This is a genomic window from Chryseobacterium sp. RLHN22, assembly GCF_051011795.1.
Taxonomy (GTDB): domain Bacteria; phylum Bacteroidota; class Bacteroidia; order Flavobacteriales; family Weeksellaceae; genus Chryseobacterium; species Chryseobacterium zhengzhouense.
This window is the reverse complement of record NZ_JBPCHW010000004.1, coordinates 105780-126974: the sequence shown is the minus strand read 5'-3', so window position 1 is coordinate 126974 and position 21195 is coordinate 105780. Positions and strand designations below refer to the sequence as shown.

The window sequence follows — 21195 nt, the reverse complement described above, 5'->3', positions numbered from 1 at the left end:
ATTTGTAACATGTCGGAGATCATCATTCTTTTTCTTGGCGCCATCTCAGCCGGACTTTTAGGTTCGCTTACCGGTTTGGGAGGAGGTGTTATTATCATCCCTTTATTAACCCTTGGTTTCGGAGTTCCTATGCATTATGCAATCGGTGCTTCGCTGATTTCGGTAATCGGAACTTCTTCCGGAGCTGCCGTAGCTTTCGTAAAAGAAGGTTTTACCAATATGAGAATCGGGATGTTTCTTGAAATTGCCACCACTGCAGGTGCTATTGTGGGAGCTTTGGTTTCCGGAATGCTGAATCCGAATACGATCGGAATTATTTTCGCAAGTATCCTTTTGCTTACCGTTATTTTAAATCTAAAAGGCAAACCGGATCACCAAGAACCTTTAATTAAAGGAAGTCTGGAAGACAAATTAAAGCTTTATGGAACTTTTCCTGATAAAGGGATTGTAAAAAGCTATGCTGCAAGAAATACCATTCCTGGATTTTTCATGATGATGTTTGCGGGAGCAATGTCCGGACTTTTAGGAATCGGTTCAGGAGCTTTGAAAGTTTTGGCGATGGATAATATGATGAGGCTTCCATTTAAAGTTTCTACTACGACCAGTAATTTTATGATTGGTGTAACGGCGGTTGCAAGTTCACTGATCTATTTCCAGAGAGGAGAAATTATTCCGGTAATTGTGGCACCGGTTTTAGTGGGTGTTGTCGTTGGAAGCTTTATCGGTTCTAAAACTTTAATGGTATCAAAAACTAAAAAACTGAAGACATTTTTTGCAATTGTCATCACCATACTTTCAGTTTACATGATGTATAACGGTATTAGAAGCAATTTCTCATGAGAAAGAATTTTACAGATGTTGATCTTAACCGTTCTGTCGGAAATCTTCTTCGTTTGGGCGTTATTCTATCGGTTACCACTTCTCTGATTGGTTTTATTAAACTTTTCACGGAAGGCTTTAAAATGCCCCGAAAGTATAAGCTTCTCGATATGGGAACGTCTTCCGAAAAAGTTTGGGGACATTTTTGGGACACGCTTTGTAAAGGAGAAGGTATGGCTATCATCCAACTCGGAATTCTGATGCTGATTTTTACACCCTTAATGAGAATTATCTTTGCATTAATCGGCTATCTGAAAGAAAAAGATTATGTTTACGTAGTGATTTCATCTATTGTTTTGGCGATTATGGCGGTGAGTTTCTTTACGGGTTACGCACATTAATTTTATTTTGAAAAAATCAATGATTTTATTGAAAAAAGCATTACTGCTTATTATACTTTTTCAATTTATTGTAATATTTAGTCAGTCTAAAATTTCAAAAAGAGAACTTGAAATAATATTCAGAAAAAGTATTTCACAAACTAAAAAATCAAAGATGCACATTGGCGAAAATTCCTGGAAAATATGCATTGATAAAGATAGTAACGAAATAAATCTTTATGAAACGAAATTTGAAAATTATTCAGATTGTTGTAGATATAACAATTGGACTTTTTACAAAAAAAACAAGTTCATAAAAAATGAATCGTATATTTGCTCTGAACCACTATTATCAATAGTAACAACAGGTGATGACTGGTATGAAGTTGATTATATTGACGATGAAAATTTAATTCTTATTATTAAAAGTAAAAAGAAAACTGAAAATTTTATTGTTAAAGAAATTCAGAAGAGAAAAGATAATTTGCATATCATCAAACTTATTAAAATTTAGTCTTTACAATTCATAAAACTCCAATGGTAAATCATCCGGGTCCTGTGTAAAGAAAAACTCTTTTCCGGTAAATTCATCAATGCGGATTTCTTCACAATTTAAACCTTTTTCAATTAATTCTTCACGCTTTTCATTCACGTTTTCAACAGAAAAAGCCAAGTGCCTTAATCCGCAAGATTCTGGTCTGGAAGGACGCTTTGGAGGATCTGGAAATGAAAATAACTCAATGACATAATGATCTCCGATTGCTAAATCTAATTTGTAAGACTGTCTTTCTTCACGGTAGACTTCACGGATGATATTCAATCCTAAAATTTCAGTATAGAATTTTTTTGAAACTTCATAGTCTGAACAAATAATGGCGATGTGATGGATTTGCATTTAATTTATTTTTTGCAGTTTTCTTTTCTTCTTGTATCGATTAAATATTGAATTTTCCAAACATTGTTTTGTTTTACCAGCTGAAAACTATTGGCTCCGCAATGTGAAAATTTCCCTCTAAAATAAAATTCATACGGTGTAAAAACACTCGCTAAGTTTCCGTCAATCTGAATGGAAGAATACTTTATTTTCTCATCTAAATCATTCTTTTTTAAATTAGAAATTGAGGAAACAAAATTTTTCAGTTCATCCGTTTTCACTGTTTCATCTTTTGAAATGGTTTGCAGAATAGCATTTTCATAAAAAACTGAGCTTACCATTTTTGCATCAGCATTCTTCATTCCGAGAAAAAGATTATTAATGGTTTCTTTGATTTGATTTTCCTGAGAAATTTGTCCGAAACAGAAACAAGTTAGAAACAGCAGAACGATAAAAGCTATTTTTTTCATTTTGGGAATATTAACGATAAAATTAATGAAATTTTATTTCGGAATCTCTGTTAATTATACAATTTTTAAGAACATTTGAACTTGAATAAAGGCAAAAATATCTTAATTTTATATCTTTATCGAACGTATATGCCGATCATTTATTATACATTTATCTCTTTATTATTCATTTTCACCATCTTACCAAAAATCCCAAGTTCACATTGGATTTTTCGTGTTCCTGATTTTGGTAAAATTCAGATTACTTATCTTACCATTATTATTTTTGGTTTTGGTTTTTTTATAGAAAGAAATGAATATTTCTGGTATTCTCAGTTTTTTTTATTGGTGTTATTTATCTATCACGGGATAACATTGGTAAAATATACTCCGCTTTATCCTGTCAAAAAACATCAGAGAAATTCACATTCATCAAAGAAAATCCATTTTATTTCGGCAAATGTTTACCAATTTAATAAAGAACACAATCGCTTTATTGATTTGATCAATCGAAACAAACCTGAAATGTTTTTAACGATGGAAAGTGACAGTCACTGGGAAAATGCATTGCAGGTTTTAGAAAACGATTACCCGTATCAGCATAAAGTGACGTTGGAAAACACCTATGGAATGCATTTTTATTCTAAAATAAAAATTGAAGATTCAAAAACGCATTTTTTTGTCGCAGACGATATTCCTTCTATTGAAGCACATTTGAAAACACAAGAAGGTTTTGAATTTGTATTTTTTGGCGTTCATCCGCCACCTCCAAGTCCCACTGAGGAAGAAACTTCCAAAGAAAGAGACGGAGATATTTTGAGTGTGGCAAAAAGGGTGACAGAAATTAAAAAACCGGTTATTGTTGTAGGCGATTTCAATAATGTTGCATGGTCTAAATCTTCTATTTTATTTAGAAAAACAAGCGAACTGATCGATCCACGGGTTGGTCGTGCTTTTGTGTCTACTTTTCATGCGAAATACAAGCTTTTCAGGTTTCCGATTGATTTGATGTTTCATAGTGAAGATATTTTCATTGAAGAATTAAAAACCCTTGAAAACTTCGGTTCTGACCATCTACCAGTTTATTGTGAGTTTTTTATTGATGAAAAAAACAACCAGCAAGGAGAACGCATTGAAACGGCTGATTCTGAAGAAAAACAAGAAGCCGAAGAAATGATTCAGGAAGGAAAAGAGGAAGATGGAGAACGTGATGCTGTTGTGACCGAGGATTGATTTATTGTATCATTCTCAATTTAGAGTTACTAAATCAAAAAAAGCGAACCAAAGTCCGCTTTTGTTACTTACTTAAAAAGGCCAAAGATTTCGCCAATCCCATTCCCAATTGATTGTTCTGTTTCTTCCCCAAGTTTCGATGACTTCGCCTTTTTGATATTCTACTAAAAGTAAAGATAAGATCAAAATAACGAGAATAACGATGAAGATTTTCTTTTTCATTAAATGGTTTAAAAATTTTCAATAAGACATTTTCGCATAACTATCGAAAGAATAAATATTTAAGTTATACTCCTTGATAATTTTCATAATTCCATCGGTATCATCTCCGAAACTTGTGCTACAATCATCTGCCAAAAAGATTTTTCCATTATCGAAAATAATATCATAGTATGGATCTTGAGGATTTTGAGGAAGAATATAAGGTACCAAAGTCCTCACTTTAAAACTGTCAGAAAATGATTTTGCAATAAACATCGCTCTTTCATTTGAATTTTCATCTGGAGTTCGGTAAATTGAAATGGTAAATCCAAATTCAAATTTTTCTTTTTGATAATATGTATTAAAAAAGATTTGATTTGAATTTTCAATATCCAAATCTGTTGGAGGAATATCTTTAAAATCATAATAAAACACTGAAAGACTTGGAAATAGATTGTGCAGTTTTTTCCCTATTTCTTCTGTATCTACTTTTCTATCTAAATAAATATCTTCCATATTTAAAACTAAAAGAAGGGATTTCTTACCATTTCATCACATCTTTCACCACTCCATTTTTCTGAGTATGCTGTAAAAATTCAGCTTCAATAAATGATTTTATCTGATCTTCAGAACCATCATTTGGGAACAACAAATGAACGTTTGCACCTGCATCTAAGGTAAAGAACAGAGGTAAATTTGTTTCTCTTCTAAAGTCCCAGATTTTATTAATGACTTCTAATGTTCCGGTTTTCATCAGAATAAAAGCAGGTTCGCTCATCATCATCATGGCGTGAAGTGTTAAAGCTTCATGTTCCACCAATTTGATGAACTCTTCCATGTTCCCGGATTTCAGAATTGCTTTCATCGGAACAAAATTTTCTCTCGCCTCCTGAAATCTTCTTTCCGCGTACGGATTGGTATTCATTAAACCATGGCCAACCGTTGAAGAAACACTTTTTACCCCTTCATGAATCAACAGAACCCAATCATTAAAATCTTTAAAAACAGGATGGATTTCGTCGTCAGAATATTTCACGGCAAATAAATCAGAACTTCCTTCAACCTCATCCGATTTCCCCCAAACAACCAAGCCGTTGTAAAGACTTCTGCAAGCACTTCCGCTTCCTAATCTTGCCAGAAAAGATGCTTTTTTGAGCATGAATGATGATTGATCATTGATCATGGATGATTCTGAAAATTGTTCATCTAATTTCATCAGACATTTTGCAATCGCTCCGAAACCTGAAGCTGAACTTGCAATTCCTGAACTGTGAGGAAAAGTATTTTCTGTTCTGATGATATATTTTCCTTTTAAAATCCATGGTAAATATTGCTCAATATTTTTGAAATATTTCTCGATTTTCTCGGCAAATTTTAATTCTTCATTTCCTGCTAAAAAAGTCTGAACAGAAAATGGCTCATTTGCTACAAATTCCATTTCTGTATTGGTTTTACAGTGATTTAAGGTAAAACTGATACTCGGATTTGCGGGAATCTGGTCTGTATATTTCCCCCAATATTTTATCAACGCAATATTGGATGGACAGCTTTCTGAAACTGTTTTATTCTGTATCGTAAAATTTTCTTTTCCTAAAAAATCGTTTGTTGTCATAATTTTAGTTTAAAATGGTAAACTTATTTTAACCTTGATTATTAAAGTATTTTATTAACTCTTGATCCTCTTCTACCATATGATCTGTAATATGAAAAACATCTTTAATCCAAGGATGTTTTAATGCCTCCTCCCTCTGTAATAATTTACCCAAAATTTCAGAATTCCATGGAGATTCATTACCGTCTAAAATACTTACATTCCAATTTTCTTTGTCAACCCACAATTTAAATAAAAATGACGTTCTATTTGATGGAATTTCGTCTGTTCCCCAATCTCCTAAAGATATCAAACCCAAAAAATCATCATGATCTTTAGTAAAACGAACATAATAAATTGCAAAAGCACTATCATTTTCGTATACAAAACGTGTAAGTTTTATGGTTATATTTCCACAACAATCACAAATTTCACTAACTGGTTCTTCAAATTCGATTTCAAGCATATTTTGTAAAAAGGCTAATACATTTTTTCAATTACATCTGCATATTTTTTCAGCACGATGTTTCTTTTCACCTTTAAAGTCGGCGTGATTTCTCCGCTGCTGATTTCAAATTCAGAGGGCAATAAAGTAAACTTCTTCACTTTTTCAAAATCAGACAAATGTTGCTGAAGATCTTTTATTTTTTCTTTATAAAAACCGACAATTTCATCTTTCTGAACAATCTTTTCCCAATTTGTAAAGCTGATATTGTTTTTCTTCAAATAATCTTGCAGAAATTCAAAATTCGGAACAATTAAAGCTGAAACAAACTGCCTGCCTTCTGCAATCAAAACAATCTGCTGGATGAAGTTATTATTGGTCAGCAGATTTTCGATCATCTGTGGCGCAATATATTTTCCGTTGGAAGTTTTCATTAAATCTTTCAGGCGATCTGTAATGGTAAGATTTCCATTGGAATCTATTTTCCCCGCATCTCCGGTTTTAAACCAACCATCTTGGGTAAAAACTTTTTCGGTTTCTTCAGATCGGTTATAATATCCTTTCATAATTCCGTTTCCTTTCGCCTGAATTTCATCGTTCTCTCCGATTCTGATTTCTACTCCGGGAAGAGGCTTTCCGCTTGTACCGTGTTCAAAATGAGTAAATGGAAAAAGTGTTAAAGTCGCGGTAGTTTCAGTTAAACCATAGCCAACCGTCACATGAATTCCGATCGACTCAAAAAAACGGGTAACTTCCGGTGAAAGAGAGGCTCCGCCACAAGGTAAAAACCAGAGTCTTCCACCCATTTTTTCTTTTACCTTACTGAAAACCAAAAGATCAGCAAGCGTTTCTTTTATTTTTAAACCAAAAGGAATTGGTTTTTCATTTCTTCTTAGTTCTGCGGTTTCCCAACCTGTTTTTAATGCCCAGTTGAAAATTTTCTTTTTTGATGAAGAACTTTCTTCTGCTTTTTCTAAAACTCCTGCATATATTTTTTGAAAAAACCTTGGTACAGCACACATCATCGTGGGCTTAACCTCTTCCAGAGTTTTGGCAATATTTTTTGGATCTTCCAGAAAATAAACTCTTGCTCCGCCATATAAACAAAGCAGGCTCCAGCTTCTTTCAAAAACGTGGGTTAATGGTAAAAATGCCAATGATAGCTCTTCTTCAAAATTTTTAAATTTAAAAAATTCAAAATGCGCATTGAAAGCTTTAATAAAATTTCCGTGGGTCAACATTACTCCTTTTGGTGTTCCTGTTGTTCCGGATGTATAAATTAAGGTGGCAATATCTTCATATTCTTTCTTGCAGAACTCGATTTTTGGAGATGCTTTAGCAATAAAATCTTCAAGATAAAAACTGCTGAATTCTTTCTTGATCCAGACTGCTTTTTTAGAAACAACAATCGTTTCCAGGGTACTTTCTTCTTTTTTCACAAGCTCCAGACAAGCATCATACTGAACCTGATCTCCCGCTAAAATTAACTTTGCACCAGAATCGTTAATGATATATTCTGCCTGTTCTGCATTATTTGTAGAATAAATGGGAACCGTGATGGCTCCGATCGTCATTGCAGCCAAGTCAAAGATCATCCATTCGGAAGAATTATCCGAGTAAATTGCTACCTTATCATTTTCCTGAATTCCTGCATTTTTCAATGCATTTGCTGTTTTAAAAACAATTTCACCGAATTTTTTCCAACTCAGTTCTTTCCATCCCGCATCTTTTTTATTAAAGCCAATTGCTGATTTTAAAGGATGTTTTTCTACATTTTTTCTAATGATTGCCTCTGCAAGATTCATTCGTTTTTATTCAGCTTTTTATCGTTAATATAATTATTGAGATGAAAGTTGATGCTTTCAGAAACAGGTATAAACTGGTAATTTAATTCTTCCTTTATTTTTTGATTAGAAATCTTAGTCATTGTCGAAATAGACTCGATATTCGTTTTGGTAATCATTCTTAATTGAGGAATGAGCCATCCTAAAAGAATGTTGGCAACTCTTCCCAAATTTAGTTGAGATTTTGAAAGAATTTTGGCTTCTTTTAATCCTAATTTTGTCCGAATCTGTCTTCCGAGATCAGCATATTTTTTACCTTCGGAAACAACCACAAATCGTTTTCCGAAAGTATTTTTCTCCATTAACTGAATTGCAATTTCGGCAACATCTCTTACATCCACATAATTGGTTCCACCCGAAAAAGTAAAACTGTTTTTTTCAAAAGTCGGAAATATATCGCCGCTGCTTTTGCCCCAATTTCCGCTTCCGATAATCATTCCCGGATTGATGATGATAATATTCATTCCTTCTGCAGAAGCTCTCCAAGCTTCCATTTCAGAAAGATGTTTTGAAATGGCATAAGCAGAATGCTCTTCTTTGGCATTAAAATCCGAACTTTCGTCAAGTTCTCCTTTTTCGTTCAATACATCTAAAACGGCTATTGAACTTACATGAAGAAATTTTTCAACGGAAGATTTTTCACAAGCATACAGAAGATTTTCTGTCGCTTTGATGTTGGTATGCTCCATTTCTTTTTTATCTTTCGGATGAAAACTTACTTTGGCAGCACAATGATAAACTTCTGTAACATCTTTTAAAGCGAACTCAATAGAATGAATATCGTCAAAATCAACATCAATCCATTCGATTTTATTAAAAAAATCGTTCGGATTTTCGGTATAAAACCGATAAGAATGTTTTACTTCGTCAATATTGCTTGAAGGTCTTTTGGCAGCCCGTACTTTTCTTCCTTTTTTCAGAAGTTCGAGAACGATGACTCTGCCTAAAATTCCTGTTGCTCCTGTTACAAAAACCATTTATTATATTCCTACTTGATTGCTCACTAAATTAAAATAATAATTTCTTTTTTCCAGCAGTTCTGCATGATTTCCTTTCTCTACAAAAGTTCCTTCATGAAGTACCAGAATCTGGTCTGCATTTTTTATGGTACTGAGTCGGTGCGCAATAATAATGACGGTTTTTCCTTTAAAAAAATCAAAAAGATTTTCCATGATTTCTTTTTCGTTTTGCGCGTCCAAAGCACTTGTTGCTTCATCCAAAAGAAAAACTGCAGGATTTTTATATACCGCTCTTGCAATTAAAATTCTTTGCTTTTGCCCTGTACTCAGACCCATTCCGTCATTTCCGACAACTGTATTTAAACCTTGCGGAAGCTGACTGATTAATTTCTGCAAATTTGCAACTTTTACGGCATAATTCAGCAGATTTTCATCAATATTATCCTGTTTAAGAGTTATATTGTGGCGGATGCTTTCAGAAAAAACAAAACCTTCCTGCAAAACCGTTCCCGTAATATTTCGCCATTCATTAAGAGCAATATCGGAAAGTGAATGTTCTCCAAAATTAATTTGTCCGGAATCAGGCTCGTAAAATCTAAGCAGGAGCTTGAAGAGTGTGGTTTTTCCGCTTCCGCTTTCACCGACAATTGCCGTCACTTTTCCTTTTGGAATAATTGCATTCAAATCTTTCAGAATCAGAAAATCTCCAAAACCGAAACTGATATTATTAAGAATTATATCCTTACTTGTATTAATTTCTTTGATTTCCTGATTTGTATTCTCTACAGGCTTTGTGTGAACTTCAGAAATTCTTTCGAGACTTAATTTAGCATCCTGAGAAATTTCGATAAAATATAAAAGCTGGTCGAAAGGCGAATTCATCTGACCGACGATAAAACTTATCGCAAGCATCATTCCCAAAGTCAAATTACCTTCGATAACGGCAAAAGCAGAGAAACCTGTAATCAGAATATTTTTTAACTGTGAAATGAAACCTGACCCAATCATCTGGTATTGAGAAAGTTTCAGAGCTTTTTTATTTCTTTCAAAAACATCATGCTGTAAATTTTCCCATTTTAATTTTTGAAAATTTTCTGACTGGTTGATTTTGATTTCAGACATTCCCGAAACCATCTCGTTCAGAATATTCTGATTTTTGCTGTTTAAAACAAATTCTTTCTGGTCTAAAATTTTTCTCCGGTTTAAAAAAACGGAAATCCAGATCACTGAAAGTGCACTCAAAACGAAAAAAATCAACAAAATAACAAGATTGTAAATTCCTAAAACCACCGAAAAAACGATGAGATTTAAAAATGAAAAAAGTATGGAAAGTGTATTCGTTGAAAGAAAGGAGTTTATTTTTTGATGATCTAAAATCCTCTGCTGAATATCGCCCAGTTTTTTAGATTCAAAATAAGAAACCGGAAGCTTAATCAGTTTTTCTATAAAATCACTGATGAGTTTAATATTAACTTTCGTATTGACTTTCAGCATAACCCAACTCCGGATAAGTTCCATAAAACTGTTTCCCGAAAAAAGAAAAATCTGTGACGCAATAATCATCAAAACAAGATTTTTATCTTTCGAATTGATTCCTTTATCTACCAAATTCTGGGTAAGAAACGGAAAAGCCAAAGTAATAATACTCGTCAAAAGCAAAGTGAAAACCAATACAATCAACGATTTTCTGTGAGGTTTTAAATAAGAAAAAAGAAAGCTGAATCCTTCCTGAACTTTCTCTTCTTTTTTTTCGAAAAACTGCTGAGTAGGTTCAAGCAAAAGCGCTTTTCCTGTTTCATTATTCTGAAGCCAGCCGTTTTTAAATTCTTGTTCGGAAAGCAGAACTTTGCCATATTCCGGGTCAGCAAGCAGGATTTTATTGCTTTTTTCCTGTGGAAGCAAAACCACAAAATGTTCTTTTTTCCAATGTAGGATACAAGGTTTCGGAGCCTCTAACATAAGCCTTTCAAAATCCGTTTCTACGGCAAGTGTTTCAAAACCCAGTTCGTGAGATGCAGAAATTAAATCATGAAAACTCACTCCCGTTCTGGACTGGAAGGTAATCAGGCGAAGATATTCCGCAGAAAATTTTTTCCCGAAATATTTGGTAATGATCCTGAGACAGGTCGGTCCGCAATCCATCGAATCGAGCTGTCTGTAAAAAGTAACCTTCGCCACGCTGAAAAACTATTTTAAAACAGTATTATTCCTTCTCGGAACTTTTCCACAAAGAATATCGGCAATACTTTTCGAAATCGCATGGTCATCCAGAAGATTATCGAGCCAGAAAAATTCGCCGGCTGCATTAATTTCAATAAAATAATAGTCATCTTCGGGCGAAACAATCATGTCGACCGCACCATAATCAACGTTATAAACATCAAGCAAATTCAAAAGTTTTTGCTCTATTGATGACGGAATTTTTGTTTTTTTCCATTTGTCAATCAAATTAACACCATCTTTTCTCCAATCGGTTTTTCCGTCTTCGGATTGCTGAGAATCGATTTCGAAAGCATAAACTTCCTGCCCCACAATCGTAATCCGAAGTTCTTTTTTCTTTTCAATTTTCTTCTGAAACTGCATCGGACAATACACCAATGAATCTAATCTTTCCAGACTTTCTTCATCAATCACATTCGTGAAAACCACATTTTCAACGCCATCTTCATAGATGGCAAAACCGGTCTGCATTTTTCCAACCACATTCTGATATTCCAGAATAAAACGTTTTGCTTCTTCAGAATCATTTGTAATGCAGGTCTCAGGGATTTTGAAACCTAATTTATTGGCAATTTTAAGCTGCTCTTCTTTGCTGTCGATTCTTCGGTAAACGCTTGGTTTTCCTAAAGAATAACAATCCAGAGATTCCATAAATCCGAAAAGTGTATGTCTGATTTCTCCCATTGCAGGACCGAAAAATTTGGTTTCCAATTCTTCTTTCAAACCTGTTCCGATGTTGTATGCTCTGCGATACCAAACCGCAGAAATATCATCAAGACGGATTTTCTGATCTTCAGTTTTCAGATAAGAAATCCATTTTCCATTTTCAAAAATGGTGGATAATTGGTTTTTTAAAGGATATAAATCGACATCAAAACGGATGACTTCAAATTTGTTTTCAATAATAAATTCTGTGACTTTTTCAATCGAAAAACTATCCTGTGTATGGGTGATGATTAAGATTTTATTGTTCATTGGTGTGTATTCTGTTTATCAAATAATCTGCGATTCTCTGTGCAATCGGGAAGTTTAATTCTTTCTGTAACATTCCCCACTCACCTTGCGGATTAACTTCCAGAAAATAATAATTTCCGTTGGTACTTTTTATCATATCGATGGCTCCGAAAACCAAACCCATTTCTTGCATCATTAAGGTTAAATTTTCTTCAATATTTTCCGGAAGCTCATATTCTTCCCAGAAAAATTCTGCTTGAGCAATTCTCCAGTCTACATGAAGTTTATTATTGATTTTTCCTGTAAAAAATTCTCCATTAAGATAGACAATTCTCAGTTCATAATCTTTTTCAATATAAGGCTGAAAAATCATCGGGCAAACGGCAATGTCAGAAAGCTGTTCAAGGTTATCTTCGTCAAACAATAAGGTCGAAACCATTTCCTGACCGTTCATTGATTTTGAAATCGTTCCGTGAAGTTTTGCAATCGCCTTTCCATGACAGTGCTGATAAAAAAACTCTTTTACGGTCTCTTCATCATTAGAAAAAATGGTTTTGGGAATTATTAAGCCGTTTTTTTCAGCTAATTTAAGCTGTAATATTTTATTAAACTCAATTTTTCTTTCAGCCTGCAACGGATTTATCCAAGGAAGATGCTCAAGAGTTGTGAAAAGGTTGAATTTTAAACTTTCATATTCATTTAGATAAATATTTCTATAATTTTCATCAAGGTCTTCCGGAACGGTAATACTCCAGGTTTTGCGATGCCAAACTGCTTTTATATCTTTAGAATTGATCTGATTTCCTGATTCATCCGTTATGATAAATGAGTCATCATATAGATTTAATTTCATCTGATGATTTAAGTAATCAGAATTCAGTCGAAAAAAAGGAATATTTTTCGATATCAAATAATCAAAAAAGAGGTCGATAGTATAAAAATCCTGAGAATGGGTGATGCAGAGAATCATGTTTTAAATATAATAAAAAAGGAAACTTGACGTCTAAGTTTCCTTCCAATATAAATTGTTAATATGCTCTAAATTGAGGAGGTATTAAACTCCGCTTTCGTCACCATCAGACGGATATTTCATAGTCTGCTGACCATCATACGCAGGTTTGGTAACTGTATCTTTTGTAGGAACGGTAATTCCTGATGCGGAAGCTCCGCCTTTAACCGCTTTTGTATCTTTAATCTGATTTTCTAAAAACGAAGCAAAGAACGGTTTTTTTAACTTTTTCTTTTCCATAATGAAATATTTTTATTGATTAGTTGAATCTAAATTAAAAATTATTTAATCATCAACAAAACAATGAGGTATGCTTTATGAAAAATTTAACGTTTATAATTCACTAATTGCTAGTTATTTTTTAAGCCTAAAAAATCTTTAACCACAACTGCAAAATCAACAGGATTATCTGCCTGAACCCAATGCGCTGCGTTTTTAATTTTTACAAATTTTGCTTTTGGAAATTGCTGTTTGATAGAAAATTCATCCTGTGGCAAAATGTAATTTGATTTTTCTCCGGCAATAAACAAAGTCTCACCTTCAAAAACACCAAATTTAATAGCATTCGATACAAACTGATTGTATTTTTCTGAAAGTGTTTTTAGATTAAACCTCCAGTTGAGTTTTTTTGAATCGCCATTTTCTTCCCAATACAGATTTTTAGCCAAAAATTGAATCGTTGACTTCTCGGGAATATATTGTGTCAGAACATTTTCCACCTCGCCTCTTGATTTCACCTCATCAAAATTCACCGTCTCAAGAGCTTTAATAATCCCCTGATGATGTGGCGGATACGCTTTTGGACCAATATCAACAACGATTAATTTCTCAACTTTTTCAGAATAATTGATGGCGAATTGCATCACCGCTTTTCCGCCTAAAGAATGTCCCAAAACATGAGCTTTTTCGATTCTATAATAATTCATATAATTGGCAATATCATCTGCCAAATCATCATGCGACATATTTTCTGAATGAAAACTTCTTCCGTGATTTCTCAAATCAATCAGATGAACGGGAAGAAATTCTCCCAGTTCTTTCCCGAAGCTTCCCCAATTATCGAGCATTCCAAACAAACCGTGAAATACTAAAAGCGGTGTTGACGATAGATTTTCGCCAAATATTTTTGAGTGTAAGATTTCCATTTTTTGTTGTCTTTGAGCTGGAAGTTGAATAATCAATATTGATTTTCCAGCACTTAAAAATTGATATAAATAATTTTATAAATTCAGTTTAAGATATTCTGAAATAATTTTTGCCTTACATTCATCCCAATCAAAAGTTGAAAACATTTCCGGCTGAGGAAAAATATCTGCATCAACAAAATATGTAAGTGATTTTAACATCATAAAATCTGTATGATCAATATACTTTTCATTATAAAAAGCTATCATTTCGTTTAAACTGAATTTTTCCAGCAGAAAATATAGATCTATAAAATCTTTTTTTGTTCCTCGCCCTTCTATCGCATTTAATTTCATTGCAGAAATGTCTTTTGGTGAAGCCATACGAACAGAATCAATGACGATGCTTCTATCAAGAAAAGGGTACCTGTGATTCACAAAATCGACTTTAATTCCATTAATAGAACAAATTAAAACACTTCGACTTCCGGAAATTTTCTGTACTTTACCAAGCTTTTTTAATTCTTCTAAGATTTTATCTTCATCAATTTCTTTATTCGCAAAAAAATCTAAATCAACAGAATTTCTATGACCGAATTGCAATGCTAAAGCAGTTCCTCCAACTAAAATATAATCAGAAAAAAAAGCCGAGTTCATAATACTTTTTAGGAGTTCCAGTAATTCTGTACTAACTGTCTGTGTTTGTAACATCTGAATTCAGATTTATCAATATTGAAAATTGTGGATAGAAAAGAAAGCGATACAGCGTCAAGACTTCTTAAATTCAGAGAAATATCTTTAATTTTCTGTTTACCATAAAGAGATTTTAATAATTCCCAGTCTTTTAATTTGCCATATTCCACAACACGTCCAACCATAAACTCTTTATAGTTTTCAAGATCAAAAGTTGCCAAATCCACATCCCAAAAGAGATGTTGAGAAAAGTCTTTGATGGAAATTTCAGAATTCATATATCAAATATAAGCAAATTCTACCATTTCGCCAATCTCTTCAAATATGCCTGAACTGTATTTTCCATTCCCATATACAATGCTTCAGAAACTAATGCATGACCTATGGAAACTTCCAGAAGACTTGGGATATTATCTGCAAAATATTTTAAATTTTCTAAGCTTAAATCATGACCTGCGTTGATTCCCAAACCAAATTCTGCAGCTTTCACAGCTGTTTCGTAATAAGGTTTGATGGCTTCTTCTTTATTTTTGGAATAGTTTGATGCATAAGCTTCGGTGTACAACTCAATTCTATCAGCGCTTGTTTCTGCAGCAAACTTTACCATTTCAGGGTTTGGATCTAAGAAAATTGATGTTCTGATTCCTGCATTTTTAAATTCCGCTATAACCAATTTCAGAAAATCCATATTTTTTTCACAGTCCCAACCAGCATTTGAGGTAATAGCATCATCTGCATCGGGAACTAAAGTTACCTGCTCGGGTTTTATTTCTAAAACCATGTCGATAAATTCCCGGTGAGGATTCCCTTCTATATTAAATTCAGTATGAACAATCGGCTTCAGATCATAGACATCTTTTCTGGTGATATGTCGTTCATCAGGTCTTGGATGGATGGTAATTCCGTGTGCGCCAAATTCCTGGATTTTGATTGCAGCTTCAGTTACGCTTGGTGTTTCTCCTCCTCTTGCGTTTCTTAAAGTGGCAATTTTATTAATATTTACACTTAGTTTTGTCATTTAGAAAACAATTTTTGAAATACGGTTCTGAAGGATATTGCATTCAGTGGAAATTCCGCCAATACATGAATCATGCTTAATACAAAAAGCAGCATCAGACCGGTTTGATAATTAATCAGGTACAAAGCTATTGATAAAATCCAAATCGTTGCAACTAAAACCATCTTTTTTGGCTCTAAAGATCGGGCCCATCCAATAACAGAAGTTTTGGAAAACCAGTTGAGATAATGATAAGTGTAAGCGAAAGCAATGAAGATCTGGACTTTTATAATCAGAATTTCGGTTTCTGTTTTCCCTGTAAGAAAAACAAGCCACTGATTAATCAGTTTAAAACCTGTAAGATTAAATATACTTTTAGCCTGCGATATTTCTACAGCAAATGCTTCTACCGGTAAGTAATAAATAAGAAACGGCGTCCCTAAAAGCAAAATAATACTCAACAGACTTACTTTATCAGGGTTTGAAAGATACCCCGAAATCATAAATACTGCGGTAAATACATATACATGAATAATTGTTGGAATAAAAAGTCCGAAGAAGATGATGATTCCTGGTTTAAAGTAATATAAAGCAATGCAGGAAATCAAAAGTCCAATCGTCACACTTTTTAAAGCTATTGATTTTACAGTAAAGATGAAATAAAGGCTTACAAGAAAAAAAGCACACAACAGAATACCAATAAAAACCCCGTTATTCCATGTATAAAAATTAAAAATACTGATGTAATTTAAAAATAAAAAAATCGCCAGTGCGACTGACAAAAACACAAACAGCTTCACCGATTTCTGAGGCAGAAAATAATCTTTCTTTTTCAGCCATTGCAATTCTGTGAGATAATGAAGTGGCCCTAATACAGCGTAAGAAAAAAGAAAAGTATCAAACGGAAGTACACATGAGACTGCTGCCGCTAATAAAAGCATAGCAAGATTCAGAAACTCAACATTTCGATGAGACGTGTTATTTCCCATATATGCTTATGAATTAAACCTTAACACTGATCTGCATAATCTGAAGATCAAATTCTTTGGATGCCACCAGTAAATGATCAAAAATATCTGCCTGAATCTGCTCAAAACGTATCCATTGAGAATCATTAGCAAAGCAATACACCTCCAAAGGCAATCCTTGAGGAGTAATTTCAAGCTGTCGAACCATGATCGGACTGTCTTTATCAATTTCAGCATCATTTTCAAGATATTTCTGAGCATAATGCCTGAAAACCCCAATATTAGTCAGCTGTCTTCCGTTGATGATCTTATCATTGTGTTCTATTGATTCTTTTTCCTGACTTATTTCTGAAGTTTTTTCATGCAGATAATCTGAAATAAGATTGATTTCTTTTAAACGTTCAATTTCCTCATTACTTAAAAATTTAAACGAATTGATATTAAAGAAAATCGATTTCTTAATTCTTCTTGTATTCGACTCTGACATGACCTGAAGATTTTTGATCTCCGTAGTTAGCAAATCGTAAGTAGGAATTGAAGAAATAGTCTTATCAAAATTTGCAATTTTTGTGGTCAGCAAACTGATGTCTAAAATATTACCTTCGATATTATATTTGGGTATTCCGATCCAGTCTCCCACTTTAAGACTTTTAGAGGTCGCCACATGAATTCCCGTTACAAACCCTAAAATAGTATCCCTGAAAACCAAAACCAGAACGGCGGTAATCGCTCCTAAGCTTCCTACAATTGTTGTTCCTTTAATACCAAAAATTACACAGATGCTTACAATCGTAAACAGGAATATTCCTAATATTTTTACCGTTTCGGAGATTGCATTGATCGCCATCACCTTATAATAATCCTGCTGTATGGTAAAATAATTCCTAAAAGCAGTCAAAGATCTGTACAGCATTCCCGCAAGAACCAGAACCAAACCTAAATTCACACATCGAATGATGAAAATCGTTGTTTGCTTCAGCGCACCCACAAAAATCGATTCATGGAGCGAGCCAATAATGACGAGAGCAATGAAATGTGCCACAGAATTGGTTATTCTGGACTGATAAATCGATTTCAGAACGGGAAATCTGTTTTCATTGTGAAAGAAACGAAAAGTATAATTGATAATGATCTTGAATATAAAATCCAAAAGCAGAAAAATTGCTATCAGCAACCCTAATTTCACAATAATATGAAACACCCAATCCAGACCAGTAGGAGAAATTTTACTGATATAAATATAAAGCTGCTCACTGATCTCCTGAAAAAAACTCTTGGTATCTTTTATTTCGTCTTTCATCAAAACAAATTTAATAAAATAAAGGTTTACTTGCCCCCTATTAATCAAGAATAAAATTATTTCAATTAAAATATATTCAATAATTATTAAAATTCAATTCAAAAATAAAACCAAATTAATATAAAAATTATTAATTTAGCAATTCAAAATCCAAAAACTAAATTATATGAAAAAATTCAACTTGCTTTTGATTTTTTTGGTCCTTTTATCGTTAGGATCATGCAGATCTGACAATGAAACTCCTGCAGAAACAACAGTCGACAACAGCATAAAAACTGGTAAACTCTCAGGAAAAGTAATGTCCCAAAACGGAAGCAAACCAATTGGAGGAGCGTCCGTTTTTACTTTTGACGAGAAATATAAAATTTACTACACCACTTCCGATGCTGAAGGTAATTTTACACTCGAAGCTCCCATTGGTGATCGAAAGGTTTACATCCAGACAGGTGATGGCAGCAATTTCCGTACGGAAATTTCAACCTCGGTAAAACATAACGAAACGGCTAATTTAAATGCAAATCAGACCAAGCTGAACCAGGTTGCAAAAATAGCTTATATAAAAGGAGCTTATGACAAAATTGAAGATATTATCCAGAATCTGGGCTACACCGCTACAGAAATCACCAATACAGACCTTGCCAACATTACAACAATAGCCCAATACGATATTATCTTTCTGAATTGCGGATCAAGAAATTACACTTTAAACCAATCGATTTACCCTGCAATTGATGCTAATTTAGCGACTTTCGTTGCTAATGGGGGAAGTATTTATGCATCCGACTGGGATGTTGCCTATTTGGTTGGCGGAACAGATAATACCAACGCCTGTTTACTTCCGGGAGGCTTTGTTCCGGATTCAAAATTATGTTCAACAAATACCGGAACTTCAGGTATTGTTCCTGCAACGGTAAACAATGCAGGATTATCTGCAGCATTAGGCTTCAATACATTGAATATTGACTTTGATTTGGGATTATGGCAAAAAATCGTGAATTATGATCCTGCTTACTGGGAAGTTCTGGTAAAAGAAACTTCATCAAATAATGCATTAATGATCAGAACCAATCATTTTACAGCAACCGGAATTCCAAGTACACCGATCGGAAATGCTCCAAGCACAACATTTACGACTGTTTGTATTACCCTACCAGGAAATATTCAGATCAGTATTTCTGTACCTACAGCTGCTGTTCCTTATCTGGTAGCGTTAGGTGCAACAGTAGGACCTTGCTCCGGATCTACAAATAGTGGATATATCTACTACACAAGCTTCCACAATCATGCTACAGGAAATATCGGGAATGCAGGAGTAATTCTGCAATATGTCATTTTGAATCTTTAAAATCGGCTTAAAAATTGATACATAAAAAAGTGGCTTTTTAAAGTCACTTTTTTATTAAAACAGATATGGATCATTCAGTAATAACCTTTCTCAGTATCATTTTACTTATTCTAGGAATCTTAGGAACTTTTCTACCCGTTTTACCCGGACTTGTTTTGAGCCTTGCCGGATTATTAATTTACAAATACGGCACAGATTCGGATTTATCTATGCTATATATTTGGACTTTTGTCATCTTGACACTCGCTTCTGCAGTTTTAAATTATGTGATCCCCGCAAAAACCAACAGAAAATACGGCGGGACACGTTGGGGAAGTATAGGATCGGTTGTAGGAACTATCGTCGGGATGTTTTTACCAATTCCGTTAGGGTTTTTAGTCGGGATGTTTGCCGGCGTTTTTATCGGAGAACTTTTGCATGACAGCAAAGACATGAATAAAGCCTTAAAATCTACAAAAGGAGCATTCATCGGCTTTATTTACGGAACAGGATTTAGTCTCGTAGTGGGCGTTGCCATGCTTTTGGTTGTAATTTTGGATATTGTAAATGTAATTTAATTATAAGAAATGTATAAAAGTATTCTTTTCGGTTTAGTTTTAATAAGTCTGATGAATTGCAAGGCTCAGAAAGAAGCTACAGCTCAAAATACGGATAACGTAAAAAGTGAATCGCCATTAAATACCAATAGTGAAATTATTTATTTCAATGAAGGAGAAAATAAATTCATCAAAGAATTTCAGACCAATATTACTTTTAAAAATATTGCTGAGGACAGCCGCTGCCCACAAGGTACACAATGTATCTGGGCGGGAGTTGCTGTTGCCAATGTAGAATTTATGAGTACAACAAGCAGACCCGTGATTTTGCAATTATCAACTTCGGAAGTCAGTGGGAAAAACTATCACAAAACCCAATCTTTCAATGGATATAATATTACCTTACAAGAAGTAACGCCTTACCCAACTTCACAGGAAGGGACAAAATCACTTTCGGGAAAGTATAAAATTGGTATTTTAATTAGCAAAGAAAACGACCAACAGAATTCTACCACGAGATAAGTTTCTTACCTTTTGAGGCAAGATATTCATTAATTTTTGAAAAAGGTTTGCTTCCGAAAAATCCTCTGTGTACAGAAAATGGTGATGGGTGTGCAGATTTTAATATAAAATGTTTAGCCGGATCGATGAGTTCGGCTTTTTTTTGTGCAAAAGCGCCCCACAAAACGAAAACTACATTCTCTTTTTTGTCCGAGATTTCTTTAATGATAAAATCTGTGAATTTTTCCCAACCCAGATCTTTATGTGAATTCGGAGTATGCGCACGAACTGTTAAAGTTGCATTCAACAATAAAACACCCTGTTTTCCCCAATCGTCAAGCTCTTTTGAAGTACGTTCTACCCCAATATCATTTTTTAATTCAATAAAAATATTTTTAAGCGAAGGCGGAGCCGTTACCTGTTCTGAAACAGAAAAACACAAACCGTTTGCCTGAAAGTCATTATGATAAGGATCCTGACCGATAATCACCACCTCAACATCTTCAAAAGGTGTAATTTCCAATGCTCTGAAAATCTGATTTTTCGGCGGAAAAACTTTTGTCGTTGCGTATTCCTGCTTTACTTTTTCCCAAAGGTTGGTAAAATAAGTGGTGTTTTTTATCGGGGCTAATATTTCTGTCCAGGTCATAAATTTAATTTGAAAATTTGAGAATGCGTTTAATTTGAGAATTCAATTTTAAAGCCAAGCTTTATTCTTAAAATTAGCGTTATAAAATTTATAATGCAAACTTA

General features: G+C 33.8%; 26 protein-coding genes. 7 read left to right on the top strand and 19 right to left on the bottom strand.

Going from position 1 to position 21195, the window contains the following annotated elements:
• Positions 1–9 precede the first annotated feature (9 nt).
• From ACR1PN_RS05905 to ACR1PN_RS05895, 3 genes are read left to right on the top strand one after another with little or no spacing between them, the layout of a single operon-like run.
• Positions 10–840, top strand: a complete 831-nt coding sequence (locus tag ACR1PN_RS05905) for a sulfite exporter TauE/SafE family protein (RefSeq protein ID WP_433979255.1) — start codon at positions 10–12, stop codon at positions 838–840.
• A complete protein-coding gene (locus tag ACR1PN_RS05900; RefSeq protein ID WP_378174916.1) occupies positions 837–1220 on the top strand; it encodes a DUF1634 domain-containing protein in 384 nt (127 codons plus the stop codon). The genes ACR1PN_RS05905 and ACR1PN_RS05900 overlap by 4 nt, the downstream gene beginning before the upstream one ends.
• A 28-nt stretch (positions 1221–1248) precedes the next feature.
• On the top strand, positions 1249–1713 hold the full coding sequence (locus ACR1PN_RS05895; protein WP_433979254.1) for a hypothetical protein: 465 nt from the start codon (positions 1249–1251) through the stop codon (positions 1711–1713).
• 3 nt (positions 1714–1716) lie between these two features.
• On the opposite strand, the gene gloA2 is transcribed toward ACR1PN_RS05895, so the two are convergent.
• Together gloA2 and ACR1PN_RS05885 are read right to left on the bottom strand one after the other, a co-directional pair.
• On the bottom strand, positions 1717–2094 hold the full coding sequence (gene gloA2 / locus ACR1PN_RS05890; RefSeq protein ID WP_433979253.1) for an SMU1112c/YaeR family gloxylase I-like metalloprotein: 378 nt from the start codon (positions 2092–2094) through the stop codon (positions 1717–1719).
• A gap of 5 nt (positions 2095–2099) precedes the next feature.
• Entirely contained in the window at positions 2100–2543 is a 444-nt protein-coding gene (locus ACR1PN_RS05885; RefSeq protein WP_433979252.1) for a nuclear transport factor 2 family protein, read from the bottom strand.
• A 129-nt stretch (positions 2544–2672) separates the two neighbouring features.
• Here ACR1PN_RS05885 and ACR1PN_RS05880 point away from each other — a divergent pair, with 129 nt between their 5' ends.
• Positions 2673–3755, top strand: a complete 1083-nt coding sequence (locus ACR1PN_RS05880) for an endonuclease/exonuclease/phosphatase family protein (protein ID WP_433979251.1) — start codon at positions 2673–2675, stop codon at positions 3753–3755.
• 72 nt (positions 3756–3827) lie between these two features.
• Here the strand turns inward: ACR1PN_RS05880 and ACR1PN_RS05875 are convergent, their stop codons facing one another.
• The 16 genes from ACR1PN_RS05875 to ACR1PN_RS05800 all read right to left on the bottom strand — a co-directional run bounded on the left by ACR1PN_RS05875 (position 3828) and on the right by ACR1PN_RS05800 (position 18060).
• Positions 3828–3977, bottom strand: a complete 150-nt coding sequence (locus ACR1PN_RS05875) for a hypothetical protein (protein ID WP_378174929.1) — start codon at positions 3975–3977, stop codon at positions 3828–3830.
• Between the two features lie 18 nt (positions 3978–3995).
• Positions 3996–4472 carry a hypothetical protein gene (locus tag ACR1PN_RS05870; RefSeq protein ID WP_433979250.1) on the bottom strand — a complete coding sequence of 159 codons (477 nt, stop codon included), beginning with the start codon at positions 4470–4472 and terminating at the stop codon, positions 3996–3998.
• A gap of 25 nt (positions 4473–4497) precedes the next feature.
• On the bottom strand, positions 4498–5568 hold the full coding sequence (locus ACR1PN_RS05865) for a diphosphomevalonate/mevalonate 3,5-bisphosphate decarboxylase family protein (protein ID WP_433979249.1): 1071 nt from the start codon (positions 5566–5568) through the stop codon (positions 4498–4500).
• A 28-nt stretch (positions 5569–5596) separates the two neighbouring features.
• Complete coding sequence (locus ACR1PN_RS05860) at positions 5597–6013, bottom strand: hypothetical protein (RefSeq protein ID WP_433979248.1); 417 nt, start codon at positions 6011–6013, stop codon at positions 5597–5599.
• Between the two features lie 14 nt (positions 6014–6027).
• Positions 6028–7797: an AMP-dependent synthetase/ligase gene (locus tag ACR1PN_RS05855; protein ID WP_433979247.1), complete on the bottom strand. Its 1770-nt coding sequence runs from the start codon at positions 7795–7797 to the stop codon at positions 6028–6030.
• Positions 7794–8813 carry an NAD-dependent epimerase/dehydratase family protein gene (locus tag ACR1PN_RS05850; protein WP_433979246.1) on the bottom strand — a complete coding sequence of 340 codons (1020 nt, stop codon included), beginning with the start codon at positions 8811–8813 and terminating at the stop codon, positions 7794–7796. Before ACR1PN_RS05850 ends, ACR1PN_RS05855 begins: the two co-directional genes overlap by 4 nt.
• A gap of 3 nt (positions 8814–8816) precedes the next feature.
• Positions 8817–10973, bottom strand: a complete 2157-nt coding sequence (locus tag ACR1PN_RS05845) for a peptidase domain-containing ABC transporter (protein ID WP_433979245.1) — start codon at positions 10971–10973, stop codon at positions 8817–8819.
• 9 nt (positions 10974–10982) lie between these two features.
• Positions 10983–11990 (bottom strand): MvdC/MvdD family ATP grasp protein, encoded by a 1008-nt coding sequence (locus ACR1PN_RS05840; protein ID WP_433979244.1) that lies wholly within the window; start codon positions 11988–11990, stop codon positions 10983–10985.
• Positions 11980–12939: an MvdC/MvdD family ATP grasp protein gene (locus tag ACR1PN_RS05835; protein ID WP_433979243.1), complete on the bottom strand. Its 960-nt coding sequence runs from the start codon at positions 12937–12939 to the stop codon at positions 11980–11982. The genes ACR1PN_RS05840 and ACR1PN_RS05835 overlap by 11 nt, the downstream gene beginning before the upstream one ends.
• An 84-nt stretch (positions 12940–13023) precedes the next feature.
• Positions 13024–13218: a microviridin/marinostatin family tricyclic proteinase inhibitor gene (locus ACR1PN_RS05830; protein WP_378174953.1), complete on the bottom strand. Its 195-nt coding sequence runs from the start codon at positions 13216–13218 to the stop codon at positions 13024–13026.
• Between the two features lie 110 nt (positions 13219–13328).
• A complete protein-coding gene (locus tag ACR1PN_RS05825) occupies positions 13329–14123 on the bottom strand; it encodes an alpha/beta fold hydrolase (RefSeq protein ID WP_433979242.1) in 795 nt (264 codons plus the stop codon).
• Between the two features lie 75 nt (positions 14124–14198).
• On the bottom strand, positions 14199–14759 hold the full coding sequence (locus ACR1PN_RS05820) for a nucleotidyl transferase AbiEii/AbiGii toxin family protein (RefSeq protein WP_433979241.1): 561 nt from the start codon (positions 14757–14759) through the stop codon (positions 14199–14201).
• An 8-nt stretch (positions 14760–14767) separates the two neighbouring features.
• The gene (locus ACR1PN_RS05815; protein ID WP_433979240.1) at positions 14768–15073 is read right to left on the bottom strand and encodes a DUF6922 domain-containing protein; all 306 of its coding nucleotides are present in this window, start codon (positions 15071–15073) and stop codon (positions 14768–14770) included.
• Between the two features lie 20 nt (positions 15074–15093).
• Positions 15094–15813 (bottom strand): pyridoxine 5'-phosphate synthase, encoded by a 720-nt coding sequence (locus ACR1PN_RS05810; protein WP_433979239.1) that lies wholly within the window; start codon positions 15811–15813, stop codon positions 15094–15096.
• Positions 15810–16781, bottom strand: coding sequence for a hypothetical protein (locus ACR1PN_RS05805; protein ID WP_433979238.1), 972 nt, complete (start codon positions 16779–16781; stop codon positions 15810–15812). Before ACR1PN_RS05805 ends, ACR1PN_RS05810 begins: the two co-directional genes overlap by 4 nt.
• A gap of 13 nt (positions 16782–16794) precedes the next feature.
• The gene (locus ACR1PN_RS05800; RefSeq protein WP_433979237.1) at positions 16795–18060 is read right to left on the bottom strand and encodes a mechanosensitive ion channel family protein; all 1266 of its coding nucleotides are present in this window, start codon (positions 18058–18060) and stop codon (positions 16795–16797) included.
• A gap of 166 nt (positions 18061–18226) precedes the next feature.
• On the opposite strand from ACR1PN_RS05800, the gene ACR1PN_RS05795 reads away from it, so the two are divergent.
• From ACR1PN_RS05795 to ACR1PN_RS05785, 3 genes are all read left to right on the top strand, one after another.
• Positions 18227–19405 (top strand): hypothetical protein, encoded by a 1179-nt coding sequence (locus tag ACR1PN_RS05795; RefSeq protein WP_433979236.1) that lies wholly within the window; start codon positions 18227–18229, stop codon positions 19403–19405.
• Positions 19406–19470: 65 nt separating this feature from the next.
• A complete protein-coding gene (locus ACR1PN_RS05790) occupies positions 19471–19962 on the top strand; it encodes a DUF456 domain-containing protein (RefSeq protein ID WP_378174971.1) in 492 nt (163 codons plus the stop codon).
• 9 nt (positions 19963–19971) lie between these two features.
• Positions 19972–20463 carry a hypothetical protein gene (locus ACR1PN_RS05785; RefSeq protein WP_433979235.1) on the top strand — a complete coding sequence of 164 codons (492 nt, stop codon included), beginning with the start codon at positions 19972–19974 and terminating at the stop codon, positions 20461–20463.
• Here ACR1PN_RS05785 and ACR1PN_RS05780 read toward each other — a convergent pair.
• Positions 20450–21091, bottom strand: a complete 642-nt coding sequence (locus ACR1PN_RS05780) for a uracil-DNA glycosylase (RefSeq protein ID WP_433979234.1) — start codon at positions 21089–21091, stop codon at positions 20450–20452. The two genes, ACR1PN_RS05785 and ACR1PN_RS05780, sit on opposite strands and share 14 nt — an antisense overlap.
• Positions 21092–21195 lie beyond the last annotated feature (104 nt).

Excerpts from the sequence above, each read along its gene's own strand:
- ACR1PN_RS05825 (WP_433979242.1), bottom strand. The coding sequence starts at position 14,123 with ATGGAAATCTTACACTCAAAAATATTTGGCGAAAATCTATCGTCAACA.
- ACR1PN_RS05830 (WP_378174953.1), bottom strand. The coding sequence starts at position 13,218 with ATGGAAAAGAAAAAGTTAAAAAAACCGTTCTTTGCTTCGTTTTTAGAA.
- ACR1PN_RS05860 (WP_433979248.1), bottom strand. The coding sequence starts at position 6,013 with ATGCTTGAAATCGAATTTGAAGAACCAGTTAGTGAAATTTGTGATTGT.
- ACR1PN_RS05900 (WP_378174916.1), top strand. The coding sequence starts at position 837 with ATGAGAAAGAATTTTACAGATGTTGATCTTAACCGTTCTGTCGGAAAT.
- ACR1PN_RS05850 (WP_433979246.1), bottom strand. The coding sequence starts at position 8,813 with ATGGTTTTTGTAACAGGAGCAACAGGAATTTTAGGCAGAGTCATCGTT.
- ACR1PN_RS05780 (WP_433979234.1), bottom strand. The coding sequence starts at position 21,091 with ATGACCTGGACAGAAATATTAGCCCCGATAAAAAACACCACTTATTTT.
- ACR1PN_RS05800 (WP_433979237.1), bottom strand. The coding sequence starts at position 18,060 with ATGAAAGACGAAATAAAAGATACCAAGAGTTTTTTTCAGGAGATCAGT.
- ACR1PN_RS05820 (WP_433979241.1), bottom strand. The coding sequence starts at position 14,759 with ATGAACTCGGCTTTTTTTTCTGATTATATTTTAGTTGGAGGAACTGCT.
- ACR1PN_RS05870 (WP_433979250.1), bottom strand. The coding sequence starts at position 4,472 with ATGGAAGATATTTATTTAGATAGAAAAGTAGATACAGAAGAAATAGGG.
- ACR1PN_RS05835 (WP_433979243.1), bottom strand. The coding sequence starts at position 12,939 with ATGATTCTCTGCATCACCCATTCTCAGGATTTTTATACTATCGACCTC.
- ACR1PN_RS05840 (WP_433979244.1), bottom strand. The coding sequence starts at position 11,990 with ATGAACAATAAAATCTTAATCATCACCCATACACAGGATAGTTTTTCG.
- ACR1PN_RS05815 (WP_433979240.1), bottom strand. The coding sequence starts at position 15,073 with ATGAATTCTGAAATTTCCATCAAAGACTTTTCTCAACATCTCTTTTGG.
- ACR1PN_RS05810 (WP_433979239.1), bottom strand. The coding sequence starts at position 15,813 with ATGACAAAACTAAGTGTAAATATTAATAAAATTGCCACTTTAAGAAAC.
- gloA2 (WP_433979253.1), bottom strand. The coding sequence starts at position 2,094 with ATGCAAATCCATCACATCGCCATTATTTGTTCAGACTATGAAGTTTCA.
- ACR1PN_RS05795 (WP_433979236.1), top strand. The coding sequence starts at position 18,227 with ATGAAAAAATTCAACTTGCTTTTGATTTTTTTGGTCCTTTTATCGTTA.
- ACR1PN_RS05855 (WP_433979247.1), bottom strand. The coding sequence starts at position 7,797 with ATGAATCTTGCAGAGGCAATCATTAGAAAAAATGTAGAAAAACATCCT.
- ACR1PN_RS05880 (WP_433979251.1), top strand. The coding sequence starts at position 2,673 with ATGCCGATCATTTATTATACATTTATCTCTTTATTATTCATTTTCACC.
- ACR1PN_RS05790 (WP_378174971.1), top strand. The coding sequence starts at position 19,471 with ATGGATCATTCAGTAATAACCTTTCTCAGTATCATTTTACTTATTCTA.
- ACR1PN_RS05875 (WP_378174929.1), bottom strand. The coding sequence starts at position 3,977 with ATGAAAAAGAAAATCTTCATCGTTATTCTCGTTATTTTGATCTTATCT.
- ACR1PN_RS05865 (WP_433979249.1), bottom strand. The coding sequence starts at position 5,568 with ATGACAACAAACGATTTTTTAGGAAAAGAAAATTTTACGATACAGAAT.
- ACR1PN_RS05785 (WP_433979235.1), top strand. The coding sequence starts at position 19,972 with ATGTATAAAAGTATTCTTTTCGGTTTAGTTTTAATAAGTCTGATGAAT.
- ACR1PN_RS05905 (WP_433979255.1), top strand. The coding sequence starts at position 10 with ATGTCGGAGATCATCATTCTTTTTCTTGGCGCCATCTCAGCCGGACTT.
- ACR1PN_RS05885 (WP_433979252.1), bottom strand. The coding sequence starts at position 2,543 with ATGAAAAAAATAGCTTTTATCGTTCTGCTGTTTCTAACTTGTTTCTGT.
- ACR1PN_RS05805 (WP_433979238.1), bottom strand. The coding sequence starts at position 16,781 with ATGGGAAATAACACGTCTCATCGAAATGTTGAGTTTCTGAATCTTGCT.